Genomic DNA, 22,906 nt, shown 5'->3' with positions numbered 1-22,906 from the left:
ATTACAGCCCCAGCTTGATCAGGTTAGGCAGGTTAGCTTTATCCAGACTTTCCGTGTTGTTGCCCAGAATGGTGTGCGTTGTCTGATCCACTTTCACCTTGCCCAGGCCGTCAATCGTCATACCGTCCGTAATCGGTTCGTTCTTCTCCACCTTCTCGGCAATACGGATAAACACTTCACCGGCGGTATGTGGATTCCAGATATAGCCGCCCTTGATCGCCCCGCGGTTAACCAGTTGCGCGCCCTGACCCGGACTGAACGCCCCAATGACACAGACCTGATTGGTTTTATTGCGGTTCATAACGGCGCGACCGGCACCAATAGGGCCCTGCGAACCGAAGGCTAAAATGCCTTTCAGATCGGGATACTTAGACATCAGTTCATTGGTGGTACGGATGGACTCGTCCAGGGATTCGCCTACGCCAAATTTGTCCGTAACCAACTGCATGTTGGGATAGTGCTGCTTTTGATAATCCAGCGCGGCATCGGTCCACTGCTGATGAAGCGGCACCGTCAGGCTCCCCACGTATATGGCGTATTTCCCTTCGTCATGCATACATTGCGCCAGCGCTTTCATATGATTGATGCCGTGCGTTGCGGCATCCACTAATTCAAAGTCCCAGTTTGCAAACTTCTGGCCTGGCGATTCGTGGGTAATGACTTTGATGCCGGCTTCACGGGCGCGCTGCAAGACGGGCTCAAGCACTTTGGGGTCGTTGGGGACGACGCCGATAATGTCCACTTTCTGGGCAATCAAATCTTCAATGGCACGCACCTGCAGGGCTGGATCGGCTGCGGTCGGCCCCACCATCCAGGCGTCAATGCCGCGTTTGGCCGCTTCGCTTTTAATTCCGGCTTCCATAGCGTTGAACCACGGAATACCACCGATTTTCACCACGATGCCCATGCGTATTTTGTCCGCCGCATGGGACTGAAAAGCCAGTAATGCGAACAACGAACAGGCGATAAGCTGTTTTTTCATAAAGGCTCCATTTAATTATTTATAAGCTGCACAGACTGGGGGCGCTGCGAGCAGTCAATAATATTGACGCCGTTCCAGGCCAGTTCCTGTTCCAGCTCTTTATCTTTCAACTGGTCAGTAATGAGAAAATCCACATCACGGTAATGGCAAATACGCGCGAATGAGGGCCGAAGAAACTTAGAGCTATCCAGTAATAAATGTTTTCGTTCTGCTGCCAGAATCAGCTGTTGTTTTAAATGTGCATGACGTTCATTTCCTTCGCGTAAATAACCGTCATTGCCCAGACTGCTGCATGAAAAAAAGATCTTATTTATTTGAAACTCTTTTAACGGCTGCTCGGTAACAATGCCGTGAAAATCTTCATAACGATCTGAATATTCTCCGCCCAGACAAATGGTGCGAATACTGCCGCGCGCTGCCAGCGTCTGGACAATGCGTAACGAATTGGTTAATACCGTTAATTCAATATCCGGTAATTGCCGTGCCAGATAAAAACACGTGGTACTACTGTCGAGTAATAAGCAGTCGCCCACACTAATAAAATCCAGCGCGCGTTTCGCGATTGCCATTTTGGCGTCAACATGTTCGTTTACGCGTTGACGAAAAGACGATTCAGATTCATTAATCTCGCGATTATTAACCTGTAGCGTTGCACTGTGTCGTTTAGCCGGAACCGCACCACCATGGCTTCGCTGTAAAATACCTTTCTTTTCCAGTTGTGCTAAATCGCGGCGAATCGTTTCCTGAGAAACCCGACATAACGCGGTGAGTTCAGCGACAATAACCCGTCCGTTACACATTAATTCATCGATAATTCTCTGCTGGCGTTCAATCGGCAACATAATGGCCTCCGATGGCTATAAAGTACTGGAAGGCACGCGGCAAAAATGTGGCCTGAGCGTGGGTACGCAGGACCTGTTTTTGCAACGCGCATAAAGAGATCAGTGTTGGGTTTTAATGAAACGAAATGAAAGCAATAATATTATTTAGTGATTTGTCTCACTAAATAAGGGTTATTTAGCGGTCTCAGGATCCGCTGTGAACATTTTATCCTGCATTCTGCGGCGACTCTATCATGCCCGCTTTTGCCCGTTTATGTGTATTTGACCGCTTTGCCTGTCCGGATAGTCCGACGAATCCGATTGAGAGAACGCTGACGAATACGCATGATGACCGCATTGCGCACGACAGGGCGCTACGGCTGTTGCAAAATGGATGTTTTTTAGGCAGTTAGCTGCGCTTGCTGGGCACTTCACAGAATGCGAACGTCGTGACGTGCGCGATTACGCTATCATCTTCCACTCAGAGAAGTTGGGGCTCGATTTTCTTAATGTGGTACAGGATGAAATCGCTGTTTGCGTTGCCTTTATTCATGGTCGCCGCCGTCCAGGCTGAACCGGTGCAGAAACTGTTTTCTGACTGGCAGTTAACCTGCAATAACGCGGCCTTTTGCGTTGCGCGCAGCACGCAGGGTGACCGTGGTTTGGTGATGACCCTGTCGCGACATGCCGGGGCGGATGACCAGCCCCTGTTACGTATTGATTACGGCAGTGCCTATAGTGGTGCGCTGCCGGGGCCGGCGCTCAAAGATAATCTGCTGGTAGATCAGCGTCGTCTTCGTCCTGATTTCAAGCACTGGGACGTAGAGCCGCATCATCTTGCCACCCGCAACCCGATTGCCATTAACGAATTTCTTGAACTCACCATGGATGCAAAAAATCTGCAGCTGACGTTCAGCGCCAGCCCACAGGTTTCATTGCGTGGCATGAAAGCGGCCCTGTTGTACATGGACGACGTACAGGGGCGGGTGAATAGCATGAGCGCCTGGGTTCGACGGGGCGAACGCAACGGCGTGCCTGCTGCTCCGGCGATTCCGCAGCTGCCACCTCCCATGGCCGCGCCTGTACCGCTGACGCGGGAAGAAACCAGTGGCCTGATTGATTACGGCACCTGGCGGGTTAATTCAGATACCTGTTCGCTCGATCCACTGCGACGCGAAGTCAGCGTCTCGCCGCTGACGGACAAAAAAGCCTTGCTGCTGGTGAGCTGTGAGATGGGGGCGTATAACGTGATCGATCGGGCGTTTGAAGTGACGCGCGCGCCGCCCTATGTGGCACGCGGTGTCAGCCTGACTTTACCCTTTACGCCGCCCGAGGGAGGAGAGCGCCAGCTGGAGCTGATTAATGCGGATTACGATGCGGCAACCGGCCAGCTTTACACCTTTGGTAAAGGGCGGGGACTGGGCGACTGCGGTACAGCGTCCCGCTGGCAGTTTAACGGTGAGCACTTTGTGTTAGCGGAATATGCCGAAGAATCAACCTGCGATGCCTGGCACAGCAGCGATGACTGGCCCACGCTCTGGGTAAGCCAGTCAGCCTCTGCGGATGGCAGCCGTTAAGGAATCGCCTGCACCATCATGGGGGAACCGGTCTGATTGCCCACCAACTCCGCCAGCAGGTTATTTACACCGTCACTCATTGGCGTGAAGCGGGTCAGGGGAGATCGGGTCACCACCACAAAAACGCCCACATTATTCTGCGGCACCATCGCTATATAGGTGATGAAACCCCCGCCACCGCCGGTTTTCTGAATGATCCCCGGACGCCCCTTTGACGGTCCCATATAAACCCAACCCATGCCGAGAGCGTCGGCTTTACCTGGCACGTCCATTCCATCCACCTTGTGAAGCTGATCGCGACGGTAGATTAATGTCTGCAGGCGATCGATCTGTGGCGTGCGGCGATTCACGGAGGAGTTCAGAAACTGCTGCATCCAGCGTCCCATATCATCCGGCGTTGAATAGACGCCACCGCTGCCGATAGCCGCCAGCGTGTTATTACACGGACTGGCTCCTTTTTCCGCCACCATTAAACGGGCGCACTGTTCGGGTGACGGGGTAAACGTGGTGTCCTTCATGCCCAGCGGGCGGGTGATCAGCTGCTGAAACAGGGCCGGATAAGGTTTATCCGCCGCACGTGACAGCGCATCACCCAACAGATCGTAACCCAGGTTGGAATAGGCCGCATTGGTGCCGGGTGCCGCTTTCAGGCTGGCGGTGTTCAGCCAGTTCCAGCGCTCACTTTGCGTAGGCCAGACAAAAACCGGACGATGCGGCTTACCGCCGGGCTGCTCGCGCGGCAGGCCACTGGTGTGAGTGGCGAGGTTAATCAACCGAATCGGTTGACCGTCGAAACCAGGGACCCGTTTTCCCGGAGGCGCATACTTACTCAGCGGATCGTCCAGACGAATCTCGCCGCGCTCGGCCATTTTTACCATCACCTCACTGGTCATTAATTTACTGAGCGAGGCAATACGAATTAACGAATCCTTTTGCGGACGAATATTGTTGCCGGGCCGGGTATCACCAAAGCTGGTAAAGACGCGCTGATTACCGTCTATTGCCACCAGGGCCATGCCGGTGGCACCACTGGCATAAAAGATATGCTCTGCATAGCGATCGACAATCTGGGAGGCCAGTAAGGGATCGGGCGCAACCTGCGCCGTGCTTTTAAGGGGAAGCAAAGAAACCAGTAAAGCCAGTAAATAAGGAGTGCGCATTTTCAACGGAGAGGGCTTCGCTATAGGAGTCGGGTGAAAACCTATAGTAATCAGTTTAAGGATGACGGGAAGAGCAAAGCACAGTTTTTTTTATTTCAGATTACAGTCAGCTGGCGATGGCGGCCATGGACATCAGCGGACGGGGGATATGTTTTGCCCCGCAGAGGCCGCCGGACCGAGCCGCTGCACTGGCGGCGTGGCGCGCCGCAGTTCATGGCCGTTTGTACATGCGCCTGGGATGGCCCACTTTGCCATACAGCATTTCTACCGTCAGAAAGCCGGTTTCCACGCAGTGCTCCAGATAGCGACGGGCGGTTGTTTTACTGAGCCCGGTTTCGGTCATCACCTCATCAACCGAAAAAAGCCGCGTGGTGGCTGGCGTAAAAAGTGTCTGGACCCGCGCGAGAGTCGTTTCCTCAATACCTTTGCTGCCGTTATCGTGCGGGTAGTTCTTCGCCTGTAGCTGATAAAGGACATCGACATTTTTCTGATCGACAATCTTCCATGTGCGCTGCTGGTCTGCGAAAGCGATAAAGTTGGCAAGCGAGCGGTTAAGCCGTTTCCAGGACACAGGTTTAAGGACGTAATCGAAGGCACCGTTGCGGATGGCCTGGCTACAGGTATCCATATCACTGGCCGCCGTAATAAAAATAATGGAACAGTTTGCGTGGGCCAGCAACGGATCGCCAATCAGGGTGATGCCTTTGCCATCGGGCAGATAATTATCCAGCAATAGCAGCTGTGGCGCACTGATGGCAAGCTGCTGTCTGGCTTCTGCCAGTGACCCGGCGATACCGATCAGCCTGAGTTCAGGGTGTTTACCAATCAGTTCGGCATGAAGCTGAGCCAGTTCAGGCTCATCTTCCACAATCAGGACAGTCACAGGCTCATGTTGCATCGCGGACCTTCTCCGTTTCCGTTACGGGACAGCGGTGGGTTTGCGCGCAGGGGATAAACAGCGAGAAAATGGCGCCACGTGGCACATTGTCGCTGACCTCAATGGTGCCCCCTGCGCGGGTAATATAGCTTTTTGTTAAATACAGCCCGATACCGTGATCGCCCCGGGTTTTCGTGGTGACGCCACGTTCAAACATGTGTTCGCGGATGGCAGGTGCAATGCCCACGCCGTGATCCGCCACTTCGATGATCAGCTCACGGGCGCTGAGCTTAATCAGCACTTCAACAGGTTCATGAGGCATCGGGGCGCGTTGCGTGGCTTCAATCGCGTTGTCCAGCAAATTGCCAATGACCGAGATCAGTTCAGCCTCTGACAGTGGGGGAAAGGGCTTGTCCATCAGGCATGCGGGATCAAAGTGGAGGATAACGCCTTTTTCTCTGGCGCGTGCCGCTTTGCCCAGTAACAAGCCGCACAGCAGTGGCGAGCTGAAGCGTGCGGAGACAAAGTCCAGCCACTCCTGCTCGTGTTCTGACTGCGCCTCAATGTAGTCAATCGCGTCTTCAAAACGCCCCATGTGCAACAGCCCGGAAAGCGTGTTCATTCGGTTAAGCTGCTCATGCCGCATAATGCGCAGATTATCGACATAACGTTTCACCTGGCTGAGCTGGGCGCTAAGGGAGTCGATGTCGTTAAAATCGCGGAAGGAGATTACCCAGCCCATCAGCGCGTCCTCCAGCATGATACGTACCCGGCTGGCGATGACGGTGAGCGCGTTAAACTGGCTAATCTCATCGTGGGTATCTTTCTCCAGCATCACGGGCTGCGATAAAAAGGGGACGGGCGAAATGATCTGGCTGACAGACTGCCCTCGCAGCGCCTCGGCGGACTGTGAAAGGCCTAACAGCTTTCGGGCGGCCTGGTTGATCACTTCGATCTGCAGGTGTTCATTGATGACAATCACGCCTTCATAGATCGATTCCATCATGGCGTTTTGCTGACGGACCATCAGGCCGATCTCGCGCGGTTCCAGCGAGAAAATCTGTTTTTTAATATTGCAGGTGAAAAACCAGGAGAAAATAAACAGGGCGATAAGCACCAGGGCCGCCACGATCAGCAGGTTGATCATGTTGCTGAACGTGATGGCATCCAGATAGCGGGCGAGATAACCAACGGACACGATACCGACCACCTGCCCGCGATCGTTCAGGATAGGCGATTTGCTGCGCAGGGAGATTCCCAGTCCGCCTGTCCGGATGGTGGTGATACTTTTCCCTGCCAGTACTGCCGCGTTGTCTCCGCCGACCAGGGGTTTGCCAACCCGGTCCGCCGTCACCGAGTGAAAAAGGTGCAGGCCACGGTTATCGCCAATCACCATAAAACTGGCATCGCTTTTCCGGGCAATAGCCCTCATCAGCATATTAATGGCCGGGATATCCCGATCCGCCACCGCTTTTCTCAGTTCCGGAATCAGCGCGATTTCGTCTGCCTGCACCTTCGCGCGCATGCTCATCGCCTGATAAAGCTGCCGGGTGATGCTGACGTAGTAATAGCTTCCCAGTAACACGAACAGGACAGACGAAAAAACAACGAGCGAAAGAAACAGCTTTGTTTGAAATGACAATTTCATGACTGTCACGCGCATTTTGGAATAATAACTTCAATGTATCATCTTTTTAACAACAGACACTACATGCGTTTATCTGTTTGATATTAATGGGATTAAATCGTTTTCAGAGGGCAGGGAAGCGTCAGCAAAGGACAAACAACGGCTGCGGGGAATAAAAACCATAAACACCACGACGATTACCAGGATGCGGATCACGCTCTGGAAATAACACCATTAAAACTTTATGCCAGATACCTTCTCCTTCACGTAATTCCGCTTTTTTTCACGGCATTCTGAAAAAAAACGATGATGCAAAGAGGTTAATAATGCGCTCACCTGATAATTCTTTTCTGTCTGATACGCTGGCCCGTTCACCGCGCAGGAAAACCCTGAAGGAGCAGTGGTGGCATATTATGGATAACTGGAAAGTCGGGATTATCCCTCTTCCTCTGTTTGTGCTGGCCGGTGTGCTCATTGCACTGGACTGCCTGAGCGGGAAACTGGCCAGCGATATCGTCGTCATGGTCGCCACGCTGGCCTTTTTTGGTTTTGCCTGCGGTGAATTTGGTAAACGTCTGCCGGTGGTGGGCCGTCTGGGCGCCGCAGCTATCTGCGCAACCTTTATTCCCTCTGCGCTGGTCTATTACGGGTTACTTCCCGATATTGTGGTGACCTCAACAACGCAGTTCTATAAATCGACCAATATTCTCTATCTCTATATTTGCTGCATCATCGTCGGCAGCATCATGAGCATGAACCGTACGGTGCTGATTCAGGGCTTTCTGCGCATCTTTTTCCCCATGCTGTGCGGTGAAATCGTGGGCATGATTGTCGGCATGGGCGTCGGATTAGCGTTGGGGCTGGAGCCGTTCCAGATTTTCTTTTTTATCATTCTGCCCATTATGGCGGGTGGCGTCGGCGAAGGGGCCATTCCGCTCTCCATCGGCTATGCGGCGTTGCTCCATATGGATCAGGGCGTGGCGCTGGGCCGTATCCTGCCGATGGTGATGCTGGGGGGCGTGACCGCCATTATTATTTCCGGCTGCCTGAACCAACTGGGTAAACGTTATCCGCACCTCACCGGGGAAGGCCAGCTGATGCCGAATGTCACGAACGTTGAGCCCGAGCCGCTGCAGTCCGTTTTTTCCGGTAAAGTTGACGTAACGGCCATTGCCTCCGGGGCGCTGCTTGCGGTGCTGCTCTATATGGTAGGGATGCTGGGGCAGAAGCTGACAGGGCTGCCTGCGCCGGTAGGGATGCTGTTCCTGGCCGTGCTGGTGAAACTGGTCAATGGCGTTTCGCCCCGTATTCTGGCCGGTTCTCAGGTGGTCTATCGCTTTTTCCGCACCGCAGTGACCTATCCCGTCCTGTTCGCTGTCGGTGTGGCCATTACGCCGTGGCATGTGCTGGTCACCGCGTTTACGCTCACCAATCTGCTGGTCATTATCAGCACGGTCAGTGCGCTGGTCGCAACGGGCTTTTTTGTCGGGAAAAAGATTGGCATGCATCCCATTGATGTCGCCATTGTTTCCTGCTGCCAGAGTGGGCAGGGCGGGACGGGCGATGTAGCCATTCTTACCGCCGGTAACCGCATGGGCCTGATGCCGTTTGCTCAGATCGCGACGCGTATCGGTGGAGCCATCAACGTTTCGCTCTCTTTGCTGCTGCTGAGCCACTTTTTAAAGTAACGGTTGTTAAGGTCAGCAAGGCGACCTGTAAGGTGCCTTGCTGACGCGTTTCGTCTGCTTCAATCGTATGTTACCAGGGCGCGAGCACTTCACTTCATATGTTTAATGACGAGAGGGCTTTGCACTTTTAAGGGTCTTTAGCGTCAGTTGAATCCCGTCTCAGGCATTCTGATAAAGATCCCAGCGGTTGCCATAGATGTCTTCAAACACTACCACCGTGCCGTAGGCTTCCTGTCTGGGTTCCTCACAAAAGTGCACCCCTTTTGCCTTCATAGCGTGATAATCCCGCCAAAAATCATCCGTCTGAAGAAACAAAAAGACACGGCCACCGCACTGGTCTCCGATAAAACCGGCCTGACGTTCGTTTGATGCGCGCGCCAGCAGAAGATGGCAGTCGCTGTCGGGGTTCGGTGAGACGACAACCCAGCGCTTGCCCGGTTGGGGCGTGTCTTCAATTAGGGTGAAACCCAGTTGATCCCGGTAGTACTCAATGGCGCGGTCGTAATCATCAACCACCACGGCAATATAGCCCATGCATCGCTTTTGCGTTCTCATCCTTTACCTCGTCAGCGGATCACCAGAAAAACTGAGTTCACCTCACTGTCGCTGAAACGGAACGGGCGATGCAACGTTAATCACACTTATTGTTTCTGTGCTGCCAGCCATTGAGCGTCCGGGCGAGGAAAAGGATTTGATTGCAACGGGCACGGCGAAAAACGTGGTTACCGAAGAAGGTGGGTTTTCAGAAAGCAGCACGCCAGCGTCAGGCTGGCGTGCTGAGAGCAAAACCGCGATCCGGCTGAGGAAGCCGGATCGCGTGAGTGCGAGGATTATGCCGGTTTCAGCAGGGCTTCGGCATGGCTGACGATGTTTTCTATCGTGAAGCCAAACTCCGCGAACAGCTTTTCTGCTGGCGCAGATTCACCGAATGTAGCCATCCCGACAATGGCACCGTCCAGCCCGACATACTTATACCAGTAATCTGCAATGCCTGCTTCCACGGCCACGCGTGCTTTCACAGCGGAAGGCAGCACAGATTCGCGATAAGCCGCATCCTGCGCGTCGAACAGATCCGTTGAAGGCAGTGAAACGACCCGCACCTTATGGCCGCCGGTCGTCAGCTTCGTTGCTGCGCCCAGCGTGATCTCCACTTCAGAGCCGGTGGCAATCAGAATGACGTCTGGCGTGCCCTCACAGTCTTTCAGGACGTAACCGCCGCGTTTGATATTCGCCACCTGTTCCGCCGTACGCTCCGGCTGTGCCAGATTCTGACGCGACAGGATCAGGGCGGTAGGCCCATGATGACGCTCAATCGCAGCCTGCCAGGCTACAGCGGTTTCCACCTGATCGCACGGACGCCAGACGCTCATATTCGGCGTAACGCGCAGGCTGGCAATCTGCTCTACCGGCTGGTGGGTTGGACCATCTTCACCCAGACCGATTGAGTCATGGGTATAAACCAGAATCTGGCGGGCCTTCATCAGGGCCGCCATGCGCGCGGCATTACGGGCGTACTCGACGAACATCAGGAAGGTCGCGGTATAGGGCACAAAACCACCGTGGTGGGCAATACCGTTACCAATGGCTGTCATACCAAATTCACGCACACCGTAGTGGATGTAGTTCCCGGCCGGATCCTCTTTGATGGATTTTGAACCTGACCAGATGGTGAGGTTACTGGGGGCGAGGTCGGCAGAGCCGCCCAGGAATTCAGGCAGCATTTTGCCGTAGGCTTCCAGTGAATTTTGCGAGGCCTTGCGGCTGGCGATTTTTTGCGGATTCGCCTGCAGATCGGCAATGAATCGGGCAGTTTCCGCTTCCCAGTTTGCGGGCATTTCGCCGTTCATACGCCGCGTATATTCTGCGGCCAGTTCAGGATAAGCCTGCTGATACGCGGCAAACTTATCGTTCCAGGCTTTTTCGCGCGCCGCGCCAGCTTCTTTGGCATCCCACTGCTGGTAAATCTCTTGCGGGATTTCAAACGCCGGATAATTCCAGCCCAGTTGCTTGCGCGTCAGGGCGACTTCTTCTTCACCCAGCGCGGCCCCGTGTGCCTCTTCTTTACCGGCTTTATTCGGTGAACCAAAGCCAATAACCGTGCGGCAGATAATCAGTGACGGCTTATCGGTGACGCTTTGCGCTTCTTTAATTGCGGCTTTAACGGCCTCGGCATCGTGACCATCAATTTCACCGACCACGTGCCAGTTATAGGCTTCGAAACGTTTGTGCGTGTCATCCGTAAACCAGCCTTCGGTCTCTCCATCGATGGAAATGCCGTTGTGGTCATAGAAGCCGATCAGTTTGCCCAGACCAAGCGTTCCGGCCAGTGAGCAGACTTCGTGGGAAATCCCCTCCATCAGACAGCCGTCGCCCATAAACACGTAGGTGAAGTGGTCAACGATATCGTGTTGTGGACGGTTAAACTGCGCAGCCAGCGTCCGTTCCGCAATGGCCAGACCCACGGCGTTTGCCAGACCCTGACCCAGCGGACCGGTCGTGGTTTCCACGCCCGGCGTGTAGCCAATTTCCGGGTGGCCCGGTGTTTTGGAGTGCAGCTGGCGGAAGTTTTTTAGCTCTTCAATCGGTAAATCGTACCCGGTCAGGTGCAGCAAACTGTAAAGCAGCATTGAGCCGTGACCGTTAGACAGGATAAAGCGGTCGCGATCCAGCCAGGCGGGGTTGGTCGGATTATGCTTGAGGAAATCGCGCCACAGCACTTCGGCGATATCTGCCATGCCCATTGGCGCACCAGGATGACCGGATTTTGCTTTTTGTACCGCATCCATACTTAATGCGCGAATCGCATTCGCCAACTCTCTGCGTGAGGACATAAAGGGTCTCCCTTGTTAAGCATCAGGGCGGGAGTGAGCCCGCCCGGTAAAAGAGGGGAAAAACTACAGGCGCGCCGCCAGCACATCTTCCAGTTTTTGCTGGTCAACGGCGAACTGGCGAATACCGTCTGCCAGTTTTTCGACCGCCATAGGGTCCTGATTATGTTCCCAGCGGAACTCCGCTTCGGACAGCGGCGACGGCTGATGGAAACATTCAGTGGAAGGCTCAAGCTTACGCTCTACGGGCGCCTCGCTGTTCTGCAACTCCTCCAGCAGGTTAGGTGACAGCGTCAGCCGATCACACCCGGCCAGCGCCAGTACCTGTTCGACCTTACGGAAGCTGGCACCCATGATGATGGTGTCATAGCGATGCTTCTTATAATAATCGTAAATACGGCGCACCGATTTCACGCCCGGATCTTCGTCGACGTTATACGGGTCCATGGGCTTGCGGCTGTTGTACCAGTCATAGATACGGCCGACAAACGGCGAAATCAGATAAACCCCGGCTTCGGCGCAGGCGCGCGCCTGGGCAAAGGAGAACAGCAGCGTCAGGTTGCACTGGATACCATTCTTTTCCAGCTCTTCTGCGGCTTTAATGCCTTCCCATGTGGAGGCCAGTTTGATCAGGATGCGAGAGCGATCAATGCCGTGCTCTTCATACATGCGGACCAGCTTTTCTGCTTTCGTGACGCACATGCCACGATCGAAGGAGAGGCGCGCATCCACTTCGGTCGAAACACGGCCTGGTATGCTTTTCAGAATTTCCATACCGAGGTTAATGGCCACTTTATCGCTGGCGTTAATAATCTGCGTTTCTTTGCTGCCACCCTGTTTTTTCGCGTAGTCGATGGCGTCATCAATCAGATGTTTGTAAGGCTGGAGAGCAGATGCTTTCAGGATAAGCGAAGGGTTAGTCGTCGCATCTTGTGGGTGATAATTACGGATGGACTCAATATCGCCACTGTCAGCCACCACGGTCGTGAACTGTTTAAGGGCTTCAAGCTGGTTCATTTCTACACTCCTTGAAAAATACGTTGTAACAAAAGGGAACACCTCTGGCCTCGTGCCCTAATCAGTGCAGACATTACCCGTCGTAGTAACGCCGACTCACCACATTGCAACAGACCAGGTGCAGTGAAAATGCGTTTTCTCTGAATGTTGTGCGATGAGGGTTGTGCGCAACCACCCGAGATGACATTTCTGCGGATAATGACTGTCCAGCCATTAAGGATAGCAGCCATGAAAAATGACGCAGGGTAGACTGTGGCAATCTGTGCGTTAAGAAAGAAGGTTCTTTGAACCGCCTCACCGCTTTGTGATGGTGTGCTTTCTATACTGAACATCCACTTACCTGGCGAAGAAGGATGTCAAATGGATGACCAACTGAAGCAGAGTGCGCTTGATTTTCATCAGTATCCCACTCCCGGAAAAATTCAGGTTTCCCCCACCAAACCTCTTGCCACCCAGCGGGATTTGGCGCTGGCCTATTCTCCTGGCGTGGCGGCGCCCTGTTTAGAAATCGCCGCCGATCCGCTGGCGGCGCACAAGTACACCGCGCGCGGCAATCTGGTGGCGGTGATTTCAAACGGTACGGCGGTACTGGGGCTGGGGAACATCGGCGCACTGGCCGGGAAACCGGTGATGGAAGGCAAGGGCGTTCTGTTTAAGAAATTCGCGGGCATTGACGTTTTTGATATTGAGGTCGACGAACAGGATCCCGATAAGCTGATCGAGGTGATTGCCGCGCTGGAACCCACGTTTGGCGGAATCAATCTTGAAGATATTAAAGCGCCCGAGTGTTTTTATATCGAACAGCAACTGCGGCAGCGCATGAAAATTCCGGTGTTTCACGATGACCAGCATGGCACGGCCATCATCTGTACGGCGGCGGTGCTGAACGGACTACGCATCGTCAACAAGGCTATCGCTGATGTACGGCTGGTGGTGTCAGGCGCGGGCGCATCGGCCATTGCCTGTATGAACCTGCTGGTCGCGCTGGGCTTGCAGAAAGACCATATTCAGGTGTGCGATTCGAAAGGGCTGATTTACCGTAACCGCGAACCCAATATGGCGGCCACCAAAGCCGATTATGCCGTGGAGGATCACGGCAAGCGCACGCTGGCCGACGTGATCGAGGGTGCAGATATTTTCCTGGGCTGTTCCGGTCCGGATGTCCTGACGCAGGATATGGTGAAAAGCATGGCGAAAGATCCGCTGATTCTGGCGCTGGCAAATCCCCATCCCGAAATTCTGCCGCCGTTGGCGAAAGCCGTACGGCCGGATGCGATTATCTGCACCGGACGTTCTGATTTTCCTAATCAGGTGAACAACGTGCTCTGCTTCCCGTTTATCTTTCGTGGCGCGCTGGATGTGGGGGCCACCGCCATCAATGAAGAGATGAAGCTGGCGGCCGTACACGCCATTGCCGAACTGGCACAGGCGGAACAAAGCGACGTAGTGGCTTCGGCCTATAGCGATCAGGACCTGCGCTTCGGACCGGACTATCTGATTCCCAAACCCTTTGATCCACGTTTAATCGTGCAGATAGCCCCTGCCGTGGCGAAAGCGGCGATGGCGTCCGGCGTGGCAACCCGGCCTGTGGCCGACTTTGATGCCTACCGGGAGCAACTCACGGAGTTTGTGTATAAGACCAACCTGTTTATGAAGCCGATCTTTTCCCAGGCGCGTAAAGCCCCGAAGCGGGTGGTGATGGCGGAGGGCGAAGAGGTGCGGGTGCTGCATGCTACGCAGGAGCTGGTCTCGCTGGGGCTGGCGAAACCCATCCTGATAGGTCGCCCCAACGTGATCGCCATGCGGTTAGAAAAACAGGGGCTCAAAATTGAGGCTGGAAAGGATTTTGAAATCGTGAATAACGAATCCGATCCCCGCTTTAAAGCGTACTGGAATGAGTATTACCAGATGATGAAGCGGCGCGGTGTCACCCCCGAGCAGGCGCAGCGCGCCGTTATTGGCAATCCGACCCTCATCGGTGCCATCATGGTCTACCGTGGTGAGGCCGATGCGCTGATCTGCGGCACCATCGGCGATTATAACGAGCACTACGAGATTGTGGAGCGCGTGCTGGGCCTGCGGAGTGATGTGAAGGTGGCCGGTGCCATGAATGCGCTGTTACTGCCGAATGGCAACACGTTTATTGCGGATACTTACGTCAACGCCGATCCTACACCGGAACAGCTGGCGGATATTACGTTGATGGCGGCGGAAACCGTCCGTCGCTTTGGGATTGAGCCGCGCGTGGCGTTGCTGTCGCACTCCAGCTTTGGCACCTCCAGTGCGCCTGGTGCGCAGAAAATGCGCGATGTGCTGGCGCTGGTGCAACAGCGCGCGCCTGAGCTGGAAATCGACGGGGAGATGCACGGCGATGCGGCGCTGGTGGAAAGCATCCGGCGGGAAATCATGCCCGACAGCCCGCTGAAAGGCAGCGCAAACCTGCTGATCATGCCCAACGTGGAAGCGGCGCGCATCAGCTACAATCTGCTGCGCGTGTCCTGTTCGGAAGGCGTAACGGTCGGGCCGGTGCTGATGGGCATGACCCGGCCGGTGCACGTGCTGACGCGCATCGCGTCCGTGCGCCGGATCGTCAATATGGTTGCGCTGGCGGTGGTGGAAGCGCAGACGCAGCCGCTGTAATCAACCGGGGCGGCGACCCGGGTTGCCGCCCCGGCACGTTCCTGAGCCGGCAGCGTGGATTACTCAGGCAGGTTGAGCCAGTTTTTCACCGGCAGGAAGTCACGGTAGAGCGCGGCCTCGGGTGAGTCAGGTTCAGGATGATAGTTATATTCCCAGCGCACCATGGGCGGCAGGGACATCAAAATGGATTCCGTTCTGCCTCCGGTTTGCAGGCCAAACAGCGTGCCCCGATCCCACACCAGATTGAACTCTACATAGCGACCCCGGCGGTAAAGCTGGAACTGCCGTTCGCGGTCGCCATAAGGCATGTGCTTGCGGCGCGCCACAATCGGCTGGTAAGCGTCCAGAAAGCCCCGGCCGACGGCCTGAATAAGGGCAAAACTTTGTTCAAAGCCCGGCTCGTGGATATCGTCAAAAAACAGCCCACCAATACCGCGTTGCTCGTCGCGGTGTTTCAGATAGAAATAGTCGTCGCACCACTTTTTAAACCGGGGATAGACATCCTCGCCAAAAGGCTGGCAGATATCGAAGGCGGTCTGATGCCAGTGCAGCGCATCTTCTTCAAACCCGTAAAACGGCGTCATATCAAAGCCGCCGCCAAACCACCAGATCGGCTCGGCACCGGGTTTTTCGGCAATGAAAAAGCGCACATTCGCATGACTGGTCGGTACATACGGGTTGTTGGGATGGATAACCAGCGAAACGCCCATGGCTTCGAAACTGCATCCGGCCAGCTCAGGACGATGTGCCGTCGCGGAAGCTGGCATCTGGTCGCCATGAACGTGGGAGAAATTCACGCCAGCCTGTTCAAACACGGCACCATTACGCAGCACACGGCTTCGTCCACCGCCACCGCCGGGGCGTTCCCAGCGGTCTTCAGTGAACTGCGCGCCACCGTCTTCGGCAGTCAGCTTGCGACAAATCTCATCCTGCAAATCCAGCAGGAACGTTTTTACGCGGGAGATATCAGGCATGGGATAGGCTTCTCTTAGTAAAAATTGGCCGTGATTATAGCTGATCTACTATGACATTCGACGATCATACTCATCAAAGTAGTTAATGATACCTGTGGCGATAGCCGAGGCAATCTTCTGCCGAAAGGCGGTCGTGCCCAGCAACTGCTCTTCGCGCGGATTGGTAATAAAAGACGTTTCCACCAGCACCGAGGGAATGGACGGCGACTTCAGCACGGCAAAGGCGGCCTGTTCGGTATGCTGACTGTGAAGGTGATGCACCGGGCGAATCTGGTCCAGAACGTGTTTGCCCAGGGTCAGGCTGTTTCTGATGGTGTCCGTTTGCACCAGATCGAACAGAATCTGCTGTAAATACTGGTCCTGCTGTTCCACGTTGGCTCCGCCGACCTTGTCCGCGTCATTTTCACGTTTCGACAGGTAACGCGCCATGCTGCTGCTGGCACCCCGATTGGATAACGCGAACACAGAGGCACCGCTGGCATCCGGGCTGGTATAGCCATCCGCATGGATTGACATAAACAGGTTCGCACCGTGCTGATGCGCAATCTCCACCCGCTGGTAGAGCGGAATGAAATGGTCGCTGTCACGCGTCAGGCGGACCTCGATACGCGGATGTGACTGCAGCAGACTGCGCACATTACTGGCGATGTCTAAAACAATGTGTTTTTCTTCGGAACCCTCTTCGCCGACCGCACCCGAATCGATACCGCCGTGGCCCGGATCGAGCATCACGATGCGCTTGCCGTTGTTAACCCGCGGCCTGGGCGACGAGGGTCGGGTAGAGAGCGAAGCCTGCTGTTCCTTCGCCTGCACCGCGCGCGGGGACAATATGGCGAGCGCCAGCCCGGACAGCAGCAGCTGGCGACGATGAATTAAACGTTTGAGTAAGTGCATGTGCATGTCCCTGAGCAATCATAATGCACCGTGTTATAGCGTAACATTATGCCCGGTGCGATCTTTCAACCATTTCAGGTTATTACTTTGTTTTTCAGCCTGGTAACAGGCAATTTCTTTTTTTTTAACGTTGCCGTCAGCAGCCAGGGTTGCACCCGCCGAAGAAAGCGTGATAATCAGCAAATTGAGGTGAACTGCAGGTACAGAAGATGGAAATCCGCACCTTCCGCCAGGAAGATTTTGAAGAAGTGATCACGCTCTGGGAACGCTGCGATTTGTTACGGCCATGGAACGATCCGGAGCTGGACATCGAACGCAAAATGCATCATGACGCCGACCTGTTTCTGGTGGCGGAAGTCGGGGGCGAAGTCGTCGGTACCGTAATGGGCGGTTACGATGGTCACCGTGGCGCGGCTTACTATCTGGCGGTGCATCCGGATTATCAGGGCCGCGGCTTTGCCAATGCCCTGATGAATCGCCTGGAGAAAAAACTCATTGCGTGCGGTTGCCCTAAAATTCACCTGATGGTGCGGGAAGAGAACGACCAGGTCGTTGCCTTCTATGAAAAGCTGGATTATGAAACGGTCGATGTGGTGTTGCTGGGCAAACGTTTAATCGAAGATCGTGAATATTAATTCGGTCTGGCCGCCTGAGGAGTACGACGACAAAGGGCAACTGCGCCTGCCGTTTCTTTTCTGGCTGATTCTGCTATTGCAGTCGCGCACCTGGTGGCTCCTGGTGATGGCTGGCGCGTCACGCCAGCAGGGAAACGATCTTCTGGCCCTTTTCTATCCGGATCGCCAGGCGTTCTGGTCAGGACTGGTGTTGGGTCTGCCAGCGCTGTCGGGGCTGTTGCTCACGGGCTACCGGTCGCGTTTACCCCGAGTGTGGCGCAGCTGGCGCCTGGTGCTGGTGGTATCGTTAGGGGCGAATTTGCTCTGGCAGAGCGTACAACTCGTCCAGACCGATCTGCTCAGCTCACCGTTGCCGCTGCTGTTTACGCTGTTTGATCTGCTGGCACTGCTGTGGTTACTGATCAGTGTCCGGCTTCGCGCCTGCTTTTTGCCGCCACACGATCCCGAATAAACTTTTTGTCGCTTTGCGACTCCAATCCGTTTTGCCCAGGTCTATTTATTAACAGGAGTTTTCATGAAAGCTGTTCGTTACACGATACTGACGGTGGCCATGCTGGTCAGTGGGTGTGCCAGTTCCTCCGGCCCTGACGCCAACAGCAGCCAGCAGGTACGCTGGTGGAATCCATTGAGTTACCACTGGTCTTCTGCGCTGCCATGGAACTGGTTTGGTCCTTCACTGACGATCAGCGATCAGGGCGTTGGTGGGATCAACAGTGCCACGGCGATGAACGAATCGGCCATCAAAGACGGGCTTAAGGGCAACTACGATCTGCGTCAGGGCATGCGTGGCCAGAACGGTCAGGTGGTGTCCTTCTGGCAGGCGATGAAGGACGGTCAGGTTAAGCTGGTCATTTATGGTCAGTCACAGGTTGACCGCATTGAGGTGACGGACAACGACATTGCCAGTGCCGACGGCAGCAAAATTGGCGATGCGTTTAGCGCCAGATATGACAAAGCCTTTAATAACTGCATTGTGGCTGCCGGGTTAGACAATCATGACGTCGAATGCCGTGTGCCTGGCAGCCCGCATCTGCGCTACGTTTACAGCGGGACCTGGCACGGTCCGGAAGGATTACTGCCCGCCGATGACACGCTGAAAAGCTGGAAACTCAGCAAGTTCGTCTGGCAGCGTTAAGCCCCGTAATTTTTGCCTCCCGCAGGGCGTTCAGTGCGCCCTGCCAACCCAATTCTGTTTTTGCGCATTCTTTTCCCGCCGCCTTATGCCTTTTTCGACTTTGAAATCAACAAACGATATATAAAACCGTTACGGGTTTACGCTGAGTTATAAATAAACTGCTGTATCTGCGGATGAGATCTGCATCAAATTTCTTCAGGGTGAACCATGACCTTCAAAGCGATGAAAAAAATCGTGAGCGGAATCGCGCTGTCGCTGGGCCTTGCTGGCGCCGCGCACGCCACAGAGCTGTTAAACAGCTCTTATGACGTTTCACGTGAACTGTTCGTCGCCCTGAACGCGCCTTTTGTCAGCCAGTGGGATGCGCAACATCCGGACGATAAACTCACCATCAAAATGTCGCATGCGGGTTCTTCTAAACAGGCGCTGGCCATCCTTCAAGGGCTGCGTGCCGATGTGGTGACCTATAATCAGGTGACGGATGTACAGGTGCTGCATGACAAAGGCAAACTGATCCCGGCCGACTGGCAAACGCGCCTGCCGAATCACAGTTCACCGTTTTATTCCACCATGGCGTTTCTGGTTCGCAAGGGTAACCCTAAGCAGATTCATGACTGGTCCGATTTAACCCGTAACGACGTGAAGCTGATTTTCCCGAATCCGAAGACCTCGGGTAACGGGCGTTATACCTATCTTGCCGCCTGGGGTGCCGCAGAGAAAGCGGACGGCGGCGACCAGGCAAAAACGCGCGCCTGGATGACACAGTTTCTGAAAAACGTCGAGGTTTTCGACACAGGCGGACGCGGCGCCACCACCACCTTTGCTGAACGCGGCTTAGGGGATGTGCTGATCAGCTTCGAATCTGAGGTCAACACCATTCGTAATCAGTACGGTAAAGAGGATTACGAAGTCGTGGTGCCAAAAACCGATATCCTGGCGGAGTTCCCCGTCGCCTGGGTCGATAAAAACGTTGAACACAATAAAACAGCCGACGCGGCGAAGGCTTATCTGACCTGGCTGTATTCGCCCGAGGCACAGAAAATCATTACGGACTTTTATTATCGCGTGAACAATCCGCAGCTGATGGAGCAGCAAAAAGATCGCTTTCCAGCCACACAGCTGTTTCGGGTTGAAGACGTATTTGGTAGCTGGAATAACGTTATGAAAACCCATTTCGAAAGTGGCGGTGAACTGGATCAACTGTTAGCGGCGGGGCGTGGATAATGTTTGCAGCCAGCCAAAAACGTGTTTTGCCCGGTTTCGGCCTGAGCCTGGGCACCAGTCTGCTGTTTACCTGCCTGATTCTGCTGCTGCCCATCAGCGCCCTCATCATGCAGTTGTCGCAGATGACATTGCAGCAATACTGGGACGTGGTGACCAATCCCCAGCTGATTGCAGCCTATAAAGTGACGCTGCTGTCGGCCGGCGTTGCCTCATTGTTCAATGCCCTGTTTGGCATGCTGATGGCCTGGGTTTTAACGCGTTATCGCTTCCCGGGTCGCGCGCTGCTGGATGGTTTAATGGATTTGCCCTTTGCATTGCCAACCGCCGTCGCAGGGTTAACCCTGGCCGGTCTGTTTTCGGTAAACGGCTGGTACGGTCAATGGTTTGCTCATTTCGACATGAAGATTTCCTACACCTGGATTGGTATCGCGCTGGCGATGGCCTTCACCAGTATCCCGTTTGTTGTCCGGACGGTGCAGCCGGTGCTGGAAGAGTTAGGTCCGGAATACGAAGAGGCGGCGCAGACACTGGGCGCAACGCCCTGGCAAAGTTTCCGTCGCGTTGTGCTGCCGGAAGTGGCTCCGGCGTTGCTGGCGGGCACTGCGCTGTCGTTTACCCGCAGCCTGGGCGAGTTTGGCGCGGTGATCTTTATCGCGGGCAATATTGCCTGGAAAACAGAAGTGACCTCACTGATGATTTTCGTCCGTCTGCAGGAGTTTGATTATCCGGCCGCCAGCGCCATCGCGTCGGTCATTCTGGCGGCGTCGTTGCTGCTGCTGTTTGCCATTAATACCTTACAGAGCCGCTTTGGCCGTCGTCTGGGAGGTCACTGATGGCCGATATTTCGCAACTCAATCATGCCGATCGCCAGCCCGTAAACTGGGGTAAATGGCTGCTTATCGGCACGGGTGTGCTGATCTCGGTGCTGCTGCTGGTGGTGCCGATGGTCTCCATCTTCTGGGAAGCGCTGCACAGCGGGCTTGGCCTGACTCTGCGTAACCTGACCGACAGCGATATGCTGCACGCGATTTGGCTGACCGTACTGGTGGCGCTGATTACCGTGCCGGTTAATCTGGTCTTCGGCACCTTGCTGGCCTGGCTGGTCACCCGCTTTACGTTTCCCGGTCGCCAGCTGTTGTTAACCCTGTTTGATATTCCGTTTGCGGTCTCGCCGGTTGTGGCTGGCCTGATGTACCTGCTGTTCTGGGGCATTAACGGTCCGGCAGGCGGCTGGCTGGATGCCCACAATATTCAGGTGATGTTCACCTGGCCGGGTATGGTGCTGGTCACCGTCTTCGTGACCTGTCCGTTCGTGGTTCGCGAACTGGTGCCGGTCATGCTGAGCCAGGGCAGTCATGAAGATGAGGCTGCGGTGCTGTTGGGCGCGTCGGGCTGGCAGATGTTTCGCCGTGTGACGTTACCGAATATTCGCTGGGCAATGCTGTACGGCGTGGTGCTGACCAATGCCCGCGCCATTGGCGAGTTCGGTGCGGTATCTGTGGTATCCGGCTCCATTCGCGGCGAAACCTACACTTTGCCGCTTCAGGTCGAATTACTGCATCAGGATTACAACACGGTGGGTGCCTTCACTGCCGCCGCGTTGCTGACCGTCATGGCCATCCTGACCCTGTTTTTGAAAAGCATTGTACAGTGGCGCTTAGAGCAGCAGCACAAACGCCTGCAACTGGAGGAAAATCATGAGCATTGAGATTAAACAAATCAACAAATCCTTTGGTCGCACAGCGGTGCTGAACGATATTTCACTGGATATCCCGTCGGGCCAGATGGTGGCGTTGCTGGGGCCGTCCGGTTCCGGTAAAACGACCCTGCTGCGAATTATCGCCGGGCTGGAGCATCAGAACAGCGGCCAGATTCGTTTTCATGAGCATGACGTCAGTCGCCTGCATGCCCGCGATCGTAAAGTCGGGTTTGTTTTTCAACACTATGCGCTGTTCCGCCATATGACCGTGTTTGACAACATTGCCTTTGGCCTGACCGTGCTGCCGCGTCGTGAGCGGCCATCCAGTGCCGAAATCAAAAATCGTGTAACACGTCTGCTGGAGATGGTGCAGTTGTCGCATCTGGCAAACCGCTTTCCGGCTCAGCTCTCGGGTGGTCAGAAGCAGCGCGTGGCGCTGGCAAGAGCACTGGCCGTCGAGCCGCAAATTCTGCTGCTGGATGAGCCTTTCGGTGCGCTGGATGCCCAGGTGCGTAAAGAGCTGCGCCGCTGGTTACGCCAGCTTCATGAAGAATTAAAATTCACCAGCGTGTTTGTCACGCACGATCAGGAAGAGGCAATGGAAGTTGCCGACCGCGTCGTGGTGATGAGTCAGGGCAGCATCGAGCAGGTGGGCACGCCGGATGAGGTCTGGCGCGATCCGGCGACGCGCTTCGTGCTGGAATTCCTGGGCGAAGTTAACCGCTTTGACGGTGAGGTTCATGGTTCCCAGTTCCATGTCGGGGCGCATCACTGGCCGTTAGGCTATACCTCCGCCCATCAGGGCGCGGTTGATCTGTTCCTGCGTCCCTGGGAAATTGATGTTTCGCGTAAAAGCAGCCTGGAAACCCCTTTACCGGTACAGGTCCTTGAGGTGAGTCCGCGTGGCCATTTCTGGCAGTTGGTCGTTCAGCCTGCGGGCTGGCAGAGCGAACCTTTCTCGCTGGTGTTCGACGGTGACCAGACCGCGCCACTGCGCGGCGAGCGCCTGTTTGTCGGGCTGCAACAGGCCCGGCTCTATCAGGGCGCCACGCCATTGCGGGCAGTTGCCTTTGCGCACAGCGCCTGATATTTTCTTTTTCACGCAGGGCGGGACAATGTCCCGCCCTT

Annotated in this window: 20 protein-coding genes; 10 read left to right on the top strand and 10 right to left on the bottom strand. The window is 55.0% G+C overall.

Features of this window, described 5'->3' with window-relative positions; genetic code table 11:
* Position 1: 1 nt before the first annotated feature.
* Complete coding sequence (locus tag RAC65_RS09790) at positions 2–982, bottom strand: substrate-binding domain-containing protein (RefSeq protein WP_054633363.1); 981 nt, start codon at positions 980–982, stop codon at positions 2–4.
* 11 nt (positions 983–993) lie between these two features.
* Positions 994–1,824 carry a DeoR/GlpR family DNA-binding transcription regulator gene (locus tag RAC65_RS09785; protein ID WP_006118387.1) on the bottom strand — a complete coding sequence of 277 codons (831 nt, stop codon included), beginning with the start codon at positions 1,822–1,824 and terminating at the stop codon, positions 994–996.
* A gap of 488 nt (positions 1,825–2,312) precedes the next feature.
* Between RAC65_RS09785 and RAC65_RS09780 the strand changes: the two genes are divergently transcribed.
* On the top strand, positions 2,313–3,380 hold the full coding sequence (locus RAC65_RS09780; protein WP_039339889.1) for a DUF1176 domain-containing protein: 1,068 nt from the start codon (positions 2,313–2,315) through the stop codon (positions 3,378–3,380).
* Here RAC65_RS09780 and ampH read toward each other — a convergent pair.
* The 3 genes from ampH to RAC65_RS09765 form a co-directional block, all read right to left on the bottom strand.
* Entirely contained in the window at positions 3,377–4,540 is a 1,164-nt protein-coding gene (gene ampH, locus RAC65_RS09775; RefSeq protein ID WP_324021525.1) for a D-alanyl-D-alanine-carboxypeptidase/endopeptidase AmpH, read from the bottom strand. The genes RAC65_RS09780 and ampH overlap by 4 nt on opposite strands.
* A gap of 211 nt (positions 4,541–4,751) precedes the next feature.
* Entirely contained in the window at positions 4,752–5,438 is a 687-nt protein-coding gene (locus RAC65_RS09770) for a response regulator (RefSeq protein ID WP_033740823.1), read from the bottom strand.
* The gene (locus RAC65_RS09765) at positions 5,428–7,065 is read right to left on the bottom strand and encodes a sensor histidine kinase (protein WP_324021097.1); all 1,638 of its coding nucleotides are present in this window, start codon (positions 7,063–7,065) and stop codon (positions 5,428–5,430) included. Before RAC65_RS09765 ends, RAC65_RS09770 begins: the two co-directional genes overlap by 11 nt.
* Positions 7,066–7,370: 305 nt before the next feature.
* Here RAC65_RS09765 and RAC65_RS09760 point away from each other — a divergent pair, with 305 nt between their 5' ends.
* Positions 7,371–8,732 carry a 2-hydroxycarboxylate transporter family protein gene (locus RAC65_RS09760; RefSeq protein WP_033740821.1) on the top strand — a complete coding sequence of 454 codons (1,362 nt, stop codon included), beginning with the start codon at positions 7,371–7,373 and terminating at the stop codon, positions 8,730–8,732.
* A gap of 159 nt (positions 8,733–8,891) precedes the next feature.
* Here the strand turns inward: RAC65_RS09760 and RAC65_RS09755 are convergent, their stop codons facing one another.
* The 3 genes from RAC65_RS09755 to tal all read right to left on the bottom strand — a co-directional run bounded on the left by RAC65_RS09755 (position 8,892) and on the right by tal (position 12,577).
* Positions 8,892–9,287, bottom strand: a complete 396-nt coding sequence (locus RAC65_RS09755) for a VOC family protein (protein ID WP_039339885.1) — start codon at positions 9,285–9,287, stop codon at positions 8,892–8,894.
* Between the two features lie 275 nt (positions 9,288–9,562).
* Positions 9,563–11,563, bottom strand: a complete 2,001-nt coding sequence (tkt, locus tag RAC65_RS09750; RefSeq protein WP_375096638.1) for a transketolase — start codon at positions 11,561–11,563, stop codon at positions 9,563–9,565.
* 63 nt (positions 11,564–11,626) lie between these two features.
* Positions 11,627–12,577, bottom strand: a complete 951-nt coding sequence (gene tal / locus RAC65_RS09745; protein ID WP_033740815.1) for a transaldolase — start codon at positions 12,575–12,577, stop codon at positions 11,627–11,629.
* 360 nt (positions 12,578–12,937) lie between these two features.
* Between tal and maeB the strand changes: the two genes are divergently transcribed.
* Positions 12,938–15,217, top strand: a complete 2,280-nt coding sequence (gene maeB, locus RAC65_RS09740; protein ID WP_324021100.1) for an NADP-dependent oxaloacetate-decarboxylating malate dehydrogenase — start codon at positions 12,938–12,940, stop codon at positions 15,215–15,217.
* Between the two features lie 59 nt (positions 15,218–15,276).
* Here maeB and hemF read toward each other — a convergent pair whose 3' ends face one another.
* Together hemF and amiA are read right to left on the bottom strand one after the other, a co-directional pair.
* Positions 15,277–16,191, bottom strand: a complete 915-nt coding sequence (hemF, locus tag RAC65_RS09735) for an oxygen-dependent coproporphyrinogen oxidase (protein ID WP_033740812.1) — start codon at positions 16,189–16,191, stop codon at positions 15,277–15,279.
* A gap of 48 nt (positions 16,192–16,239) precedes the next feature.
* Positions 16,240–17,085 (bottom strand): N-acetylmuramoyl-L-alanine amidase AmiA, encoded by an 846-nt coding sequence (amiA, locus tag RAC65_RS09730; RefSeq protein ID WP_033740810.1) that lies wholly within the window; start codon positions 17,083–17,085, stop codon positions 16,240–16,242.
* 209 nt (positions 17,086–17,294) lie between these two features.
* Between amiA and RAC65_RS09725 the strand changes: the two genes are divergently transcribed.
* The 7 genes from RAC65_RS09725 (at position 17,295) to cysA (ending at position 22,865) form a co-directional block, all read left to right on the top strand.
* A complete protein-coding gene (locus RAC65_RS09725; RefSeq protein ID WP_375096637.1) occupies positions 17,295–17,720 on the top strand; it encodes a GNAT family acetyltransferase in 426 nt (141 codons plus the stop codon).
* Positions 17,710–18,171: a DUF2919 domain-containing protein gene (locus tag RAC65_RS09720; RefSeq protein ID WP_033740808.1), complete on the top strand. Its 462-nt coding sequence runs from the start codon at positions 17,710–17,712 to the stop codon at positions 18,169–18,171. Before RAC65_RS09725 ends, RAC65_RS09720 begins: the two co-directional genes overlap by 11 nt.
* 63 nt (positions 18,172–18,234) lie before the next feature.
* Entirely contained in the window at positions 18,235–18,855 is a 621-nt protein-coding gene (locus tag RAC65_RS09715) for an RpoE-regulated lipoprotein (RefSeq protein WP_033740806.1), read from the top strand.
* A 207-nt stretch (positions 18,856–19,062) separates the two neighbouring features.
* Positions 19,063–20,079: a sulfate ABC transporter substrate-binding protein gene (locus RAC65_RS09710; RefSeq protein WP_054633371.1), complete on the top strand. Its 1,017-nt coding sequence runs from the start codon at positions 19,063–19,065 to the stop codon at positions 20,077–20,079.
* The gene (gene cysT / locus RAC65_RS09705) at positions 20,079–20,912 is read left to right on the top strand and encodes a sulfate/thiosulfate ABC transporter permease CysT (protein ID WP_110268148.1); all 834 of its coding nucleotides are present in this window, start codon (positions 20,079–20,081) and stop codon (positions 20,910–20,912) included. The genes RAC65_RS09710 and cysT overlap by 1 nt, the downstream gene beginning before the upstream one ends.
* A complete protein-coding gene (gene cysW / locus RAC65_RS09700; protein WP_006117805.1) occupies positions 20,912–21,787 on the top strand; it encodes a sulfate/thiosulfate ABC transporter permease CysW in 876 nt (291 codons plus the stop codon). Before cysT ends, cysW begins: the two co-directional genes overlap by 1 nt.
* Positions 21,777–22,865 carry a sulfate/thiosulfate ABC transporter ATP-binding protein CysA gene (cysA, locus tag RAC65_RS09695; RefSeq protein WP_006117804.1) on the top strand — a complete coding sequence of 363 codons (1,089 nt, stop codon included), beginning with the start codon at positions 21,777–21,779 and terminating at the stop codon, positions 22,863–22,865. Before cysW ends, cysA begins: the two co-directional genes overlap by 11 nt.
* Positions 22,866–22,906: the final 41 nt, after the last annotated feature.

This window comes from Pantoea sp. BS_8 (assembly GCF_041954965.1).
Lineage (GTDB): Bacteria > Pseudomonadota > Gammaproteobacteria > Enterobacterales > Enterobacteriaceae > Pantoea > Pantoea stewartii.
This window is presented reverse-complemented; position numbering and strand designations above follow the sequence as displayed.

Coding starts and splice junctions, on each gene's coding strand:
- maeB (WP_324021100.1), top strand. CDS start 12,938: ATGGATGACCAACTGAAGCAGAGTGCGCTTGATTTTCATCAGTATCCC.
- RAC65_RS09780 (WP_039339889.1), top strand. CDS start 2,313: ATGTGGTACAGGATGAAATCGCTGTTTGCGTTGCCTTTATTCATGGTC.
- RAC65_RS09765 (WP_324021097.1), bottom strand. CDS start 7,065: ATGAAATTGTCATTTCAAACAAAGCTGTTTCTTTCGCTCGTTGTTTTT.
- RAC65_RS09770 (WP_033740823.1), bottom strand. CDS start 5,438: ATGCAACATGAGCCTGTGACTGTCCTGATTGTGGAAGATGAGCCTGAA.
- cysT (WP_110268148.1), top strand. CDS start 20,079: ATGTTTGCAGCCAGCCAAAAACGTGTTTTGCCCGGTTTCGGCCTGAGC.
- cysW (WP_006117805.1), top strand. CDS start 20,912: ATGGCCGATATTTCGCAACTCAATCATGCCGATCGCCAGCCCGTAAAC.
- RAC65_RS09790 (WP_054633363.1), bottom strand. CDS start 982: ATGAAAAAACAGCTTATCGCCTGTTCGTTGTTCGCATTACTGGCTTTT.
- RAC65_RS09710 (WP_054633371.1), top strand. CDS start 19,063: ATGACCTTCAAAGCGATGAAAAAAATCGTGAGCGGAATCGCGCTGTCG.
- RAC65_RS09715 (WP_033740806.1), top strand. CDS start 18,235: ATGAAAGCTGTTCGTTACACGATACTGACGGTGGCCATGCTGGTCAGT.
- tkt (WP_375096638.1), bottom strand. CDS start 11,563: ATGTCCTCACGCAGAGAGTTGGCGAATGCGATTCGCGCATTAAGTATG.
- RAC65_RS09755 (WP_039339885.1), bottom strand. CDS start 9,287: ATGAGAACGCAAAAGCGATGCATGGGCTATATTGCCGTGGTGGTTGAT.
- amiA (WP_033740810.1), bottom strand. CDS start 17,085: ATGCACTTACTCAAACGTTTAATTCATCGTCGCCAGCTGCTGCTGTCC.
- RAC65_RS09760 (WP_033740821.1), top strand. CDS start 7,371: ATGCGCTCACCTGATAATTCTTTTCTGTCTGATACGCTGGCCCGTTCA.
- tal (WP_033740815.1), bottom strand. CDS start 12,577: ATGAACCAGCTTGAAGCCCTTAAACAGTTCACGACCGTGGTGGCTGAC.
- ampH (WP_324021525.1), bottom strand. CDS start 4,540: ATGCGCACTCCTTATTTACTGGCTTTACTGGTTTCTTTGCTTCCCCTT.
- RAC65_RS09725 (WP_375096637.1), top strand. CDS start 17,295: ATGGAAATCCGCACCTTCCGCCAGGAAGATTTTGAAGAAGTGATCACG.
- cysA (WP_006117804.1), top strand. CDS start 21,777: ATGAGCATTGAGATTAAACAAATCAACAAATCCTTTGGTCGCACAGCG.
- RAC65_RS09785 (WP_006118387.1), bottom strand. CDS start 1,824: ATGTTGCCGATTGAACGCCAGCAGAGAATTATCGATGAATTAATGTGT.
- hemF (WP_033740812.1), bottom strand. CDS start 16,191: ATGCCTGATATCTCCCGCGTAAAAACGTTCCTGCTGGATTTGCAGGAT.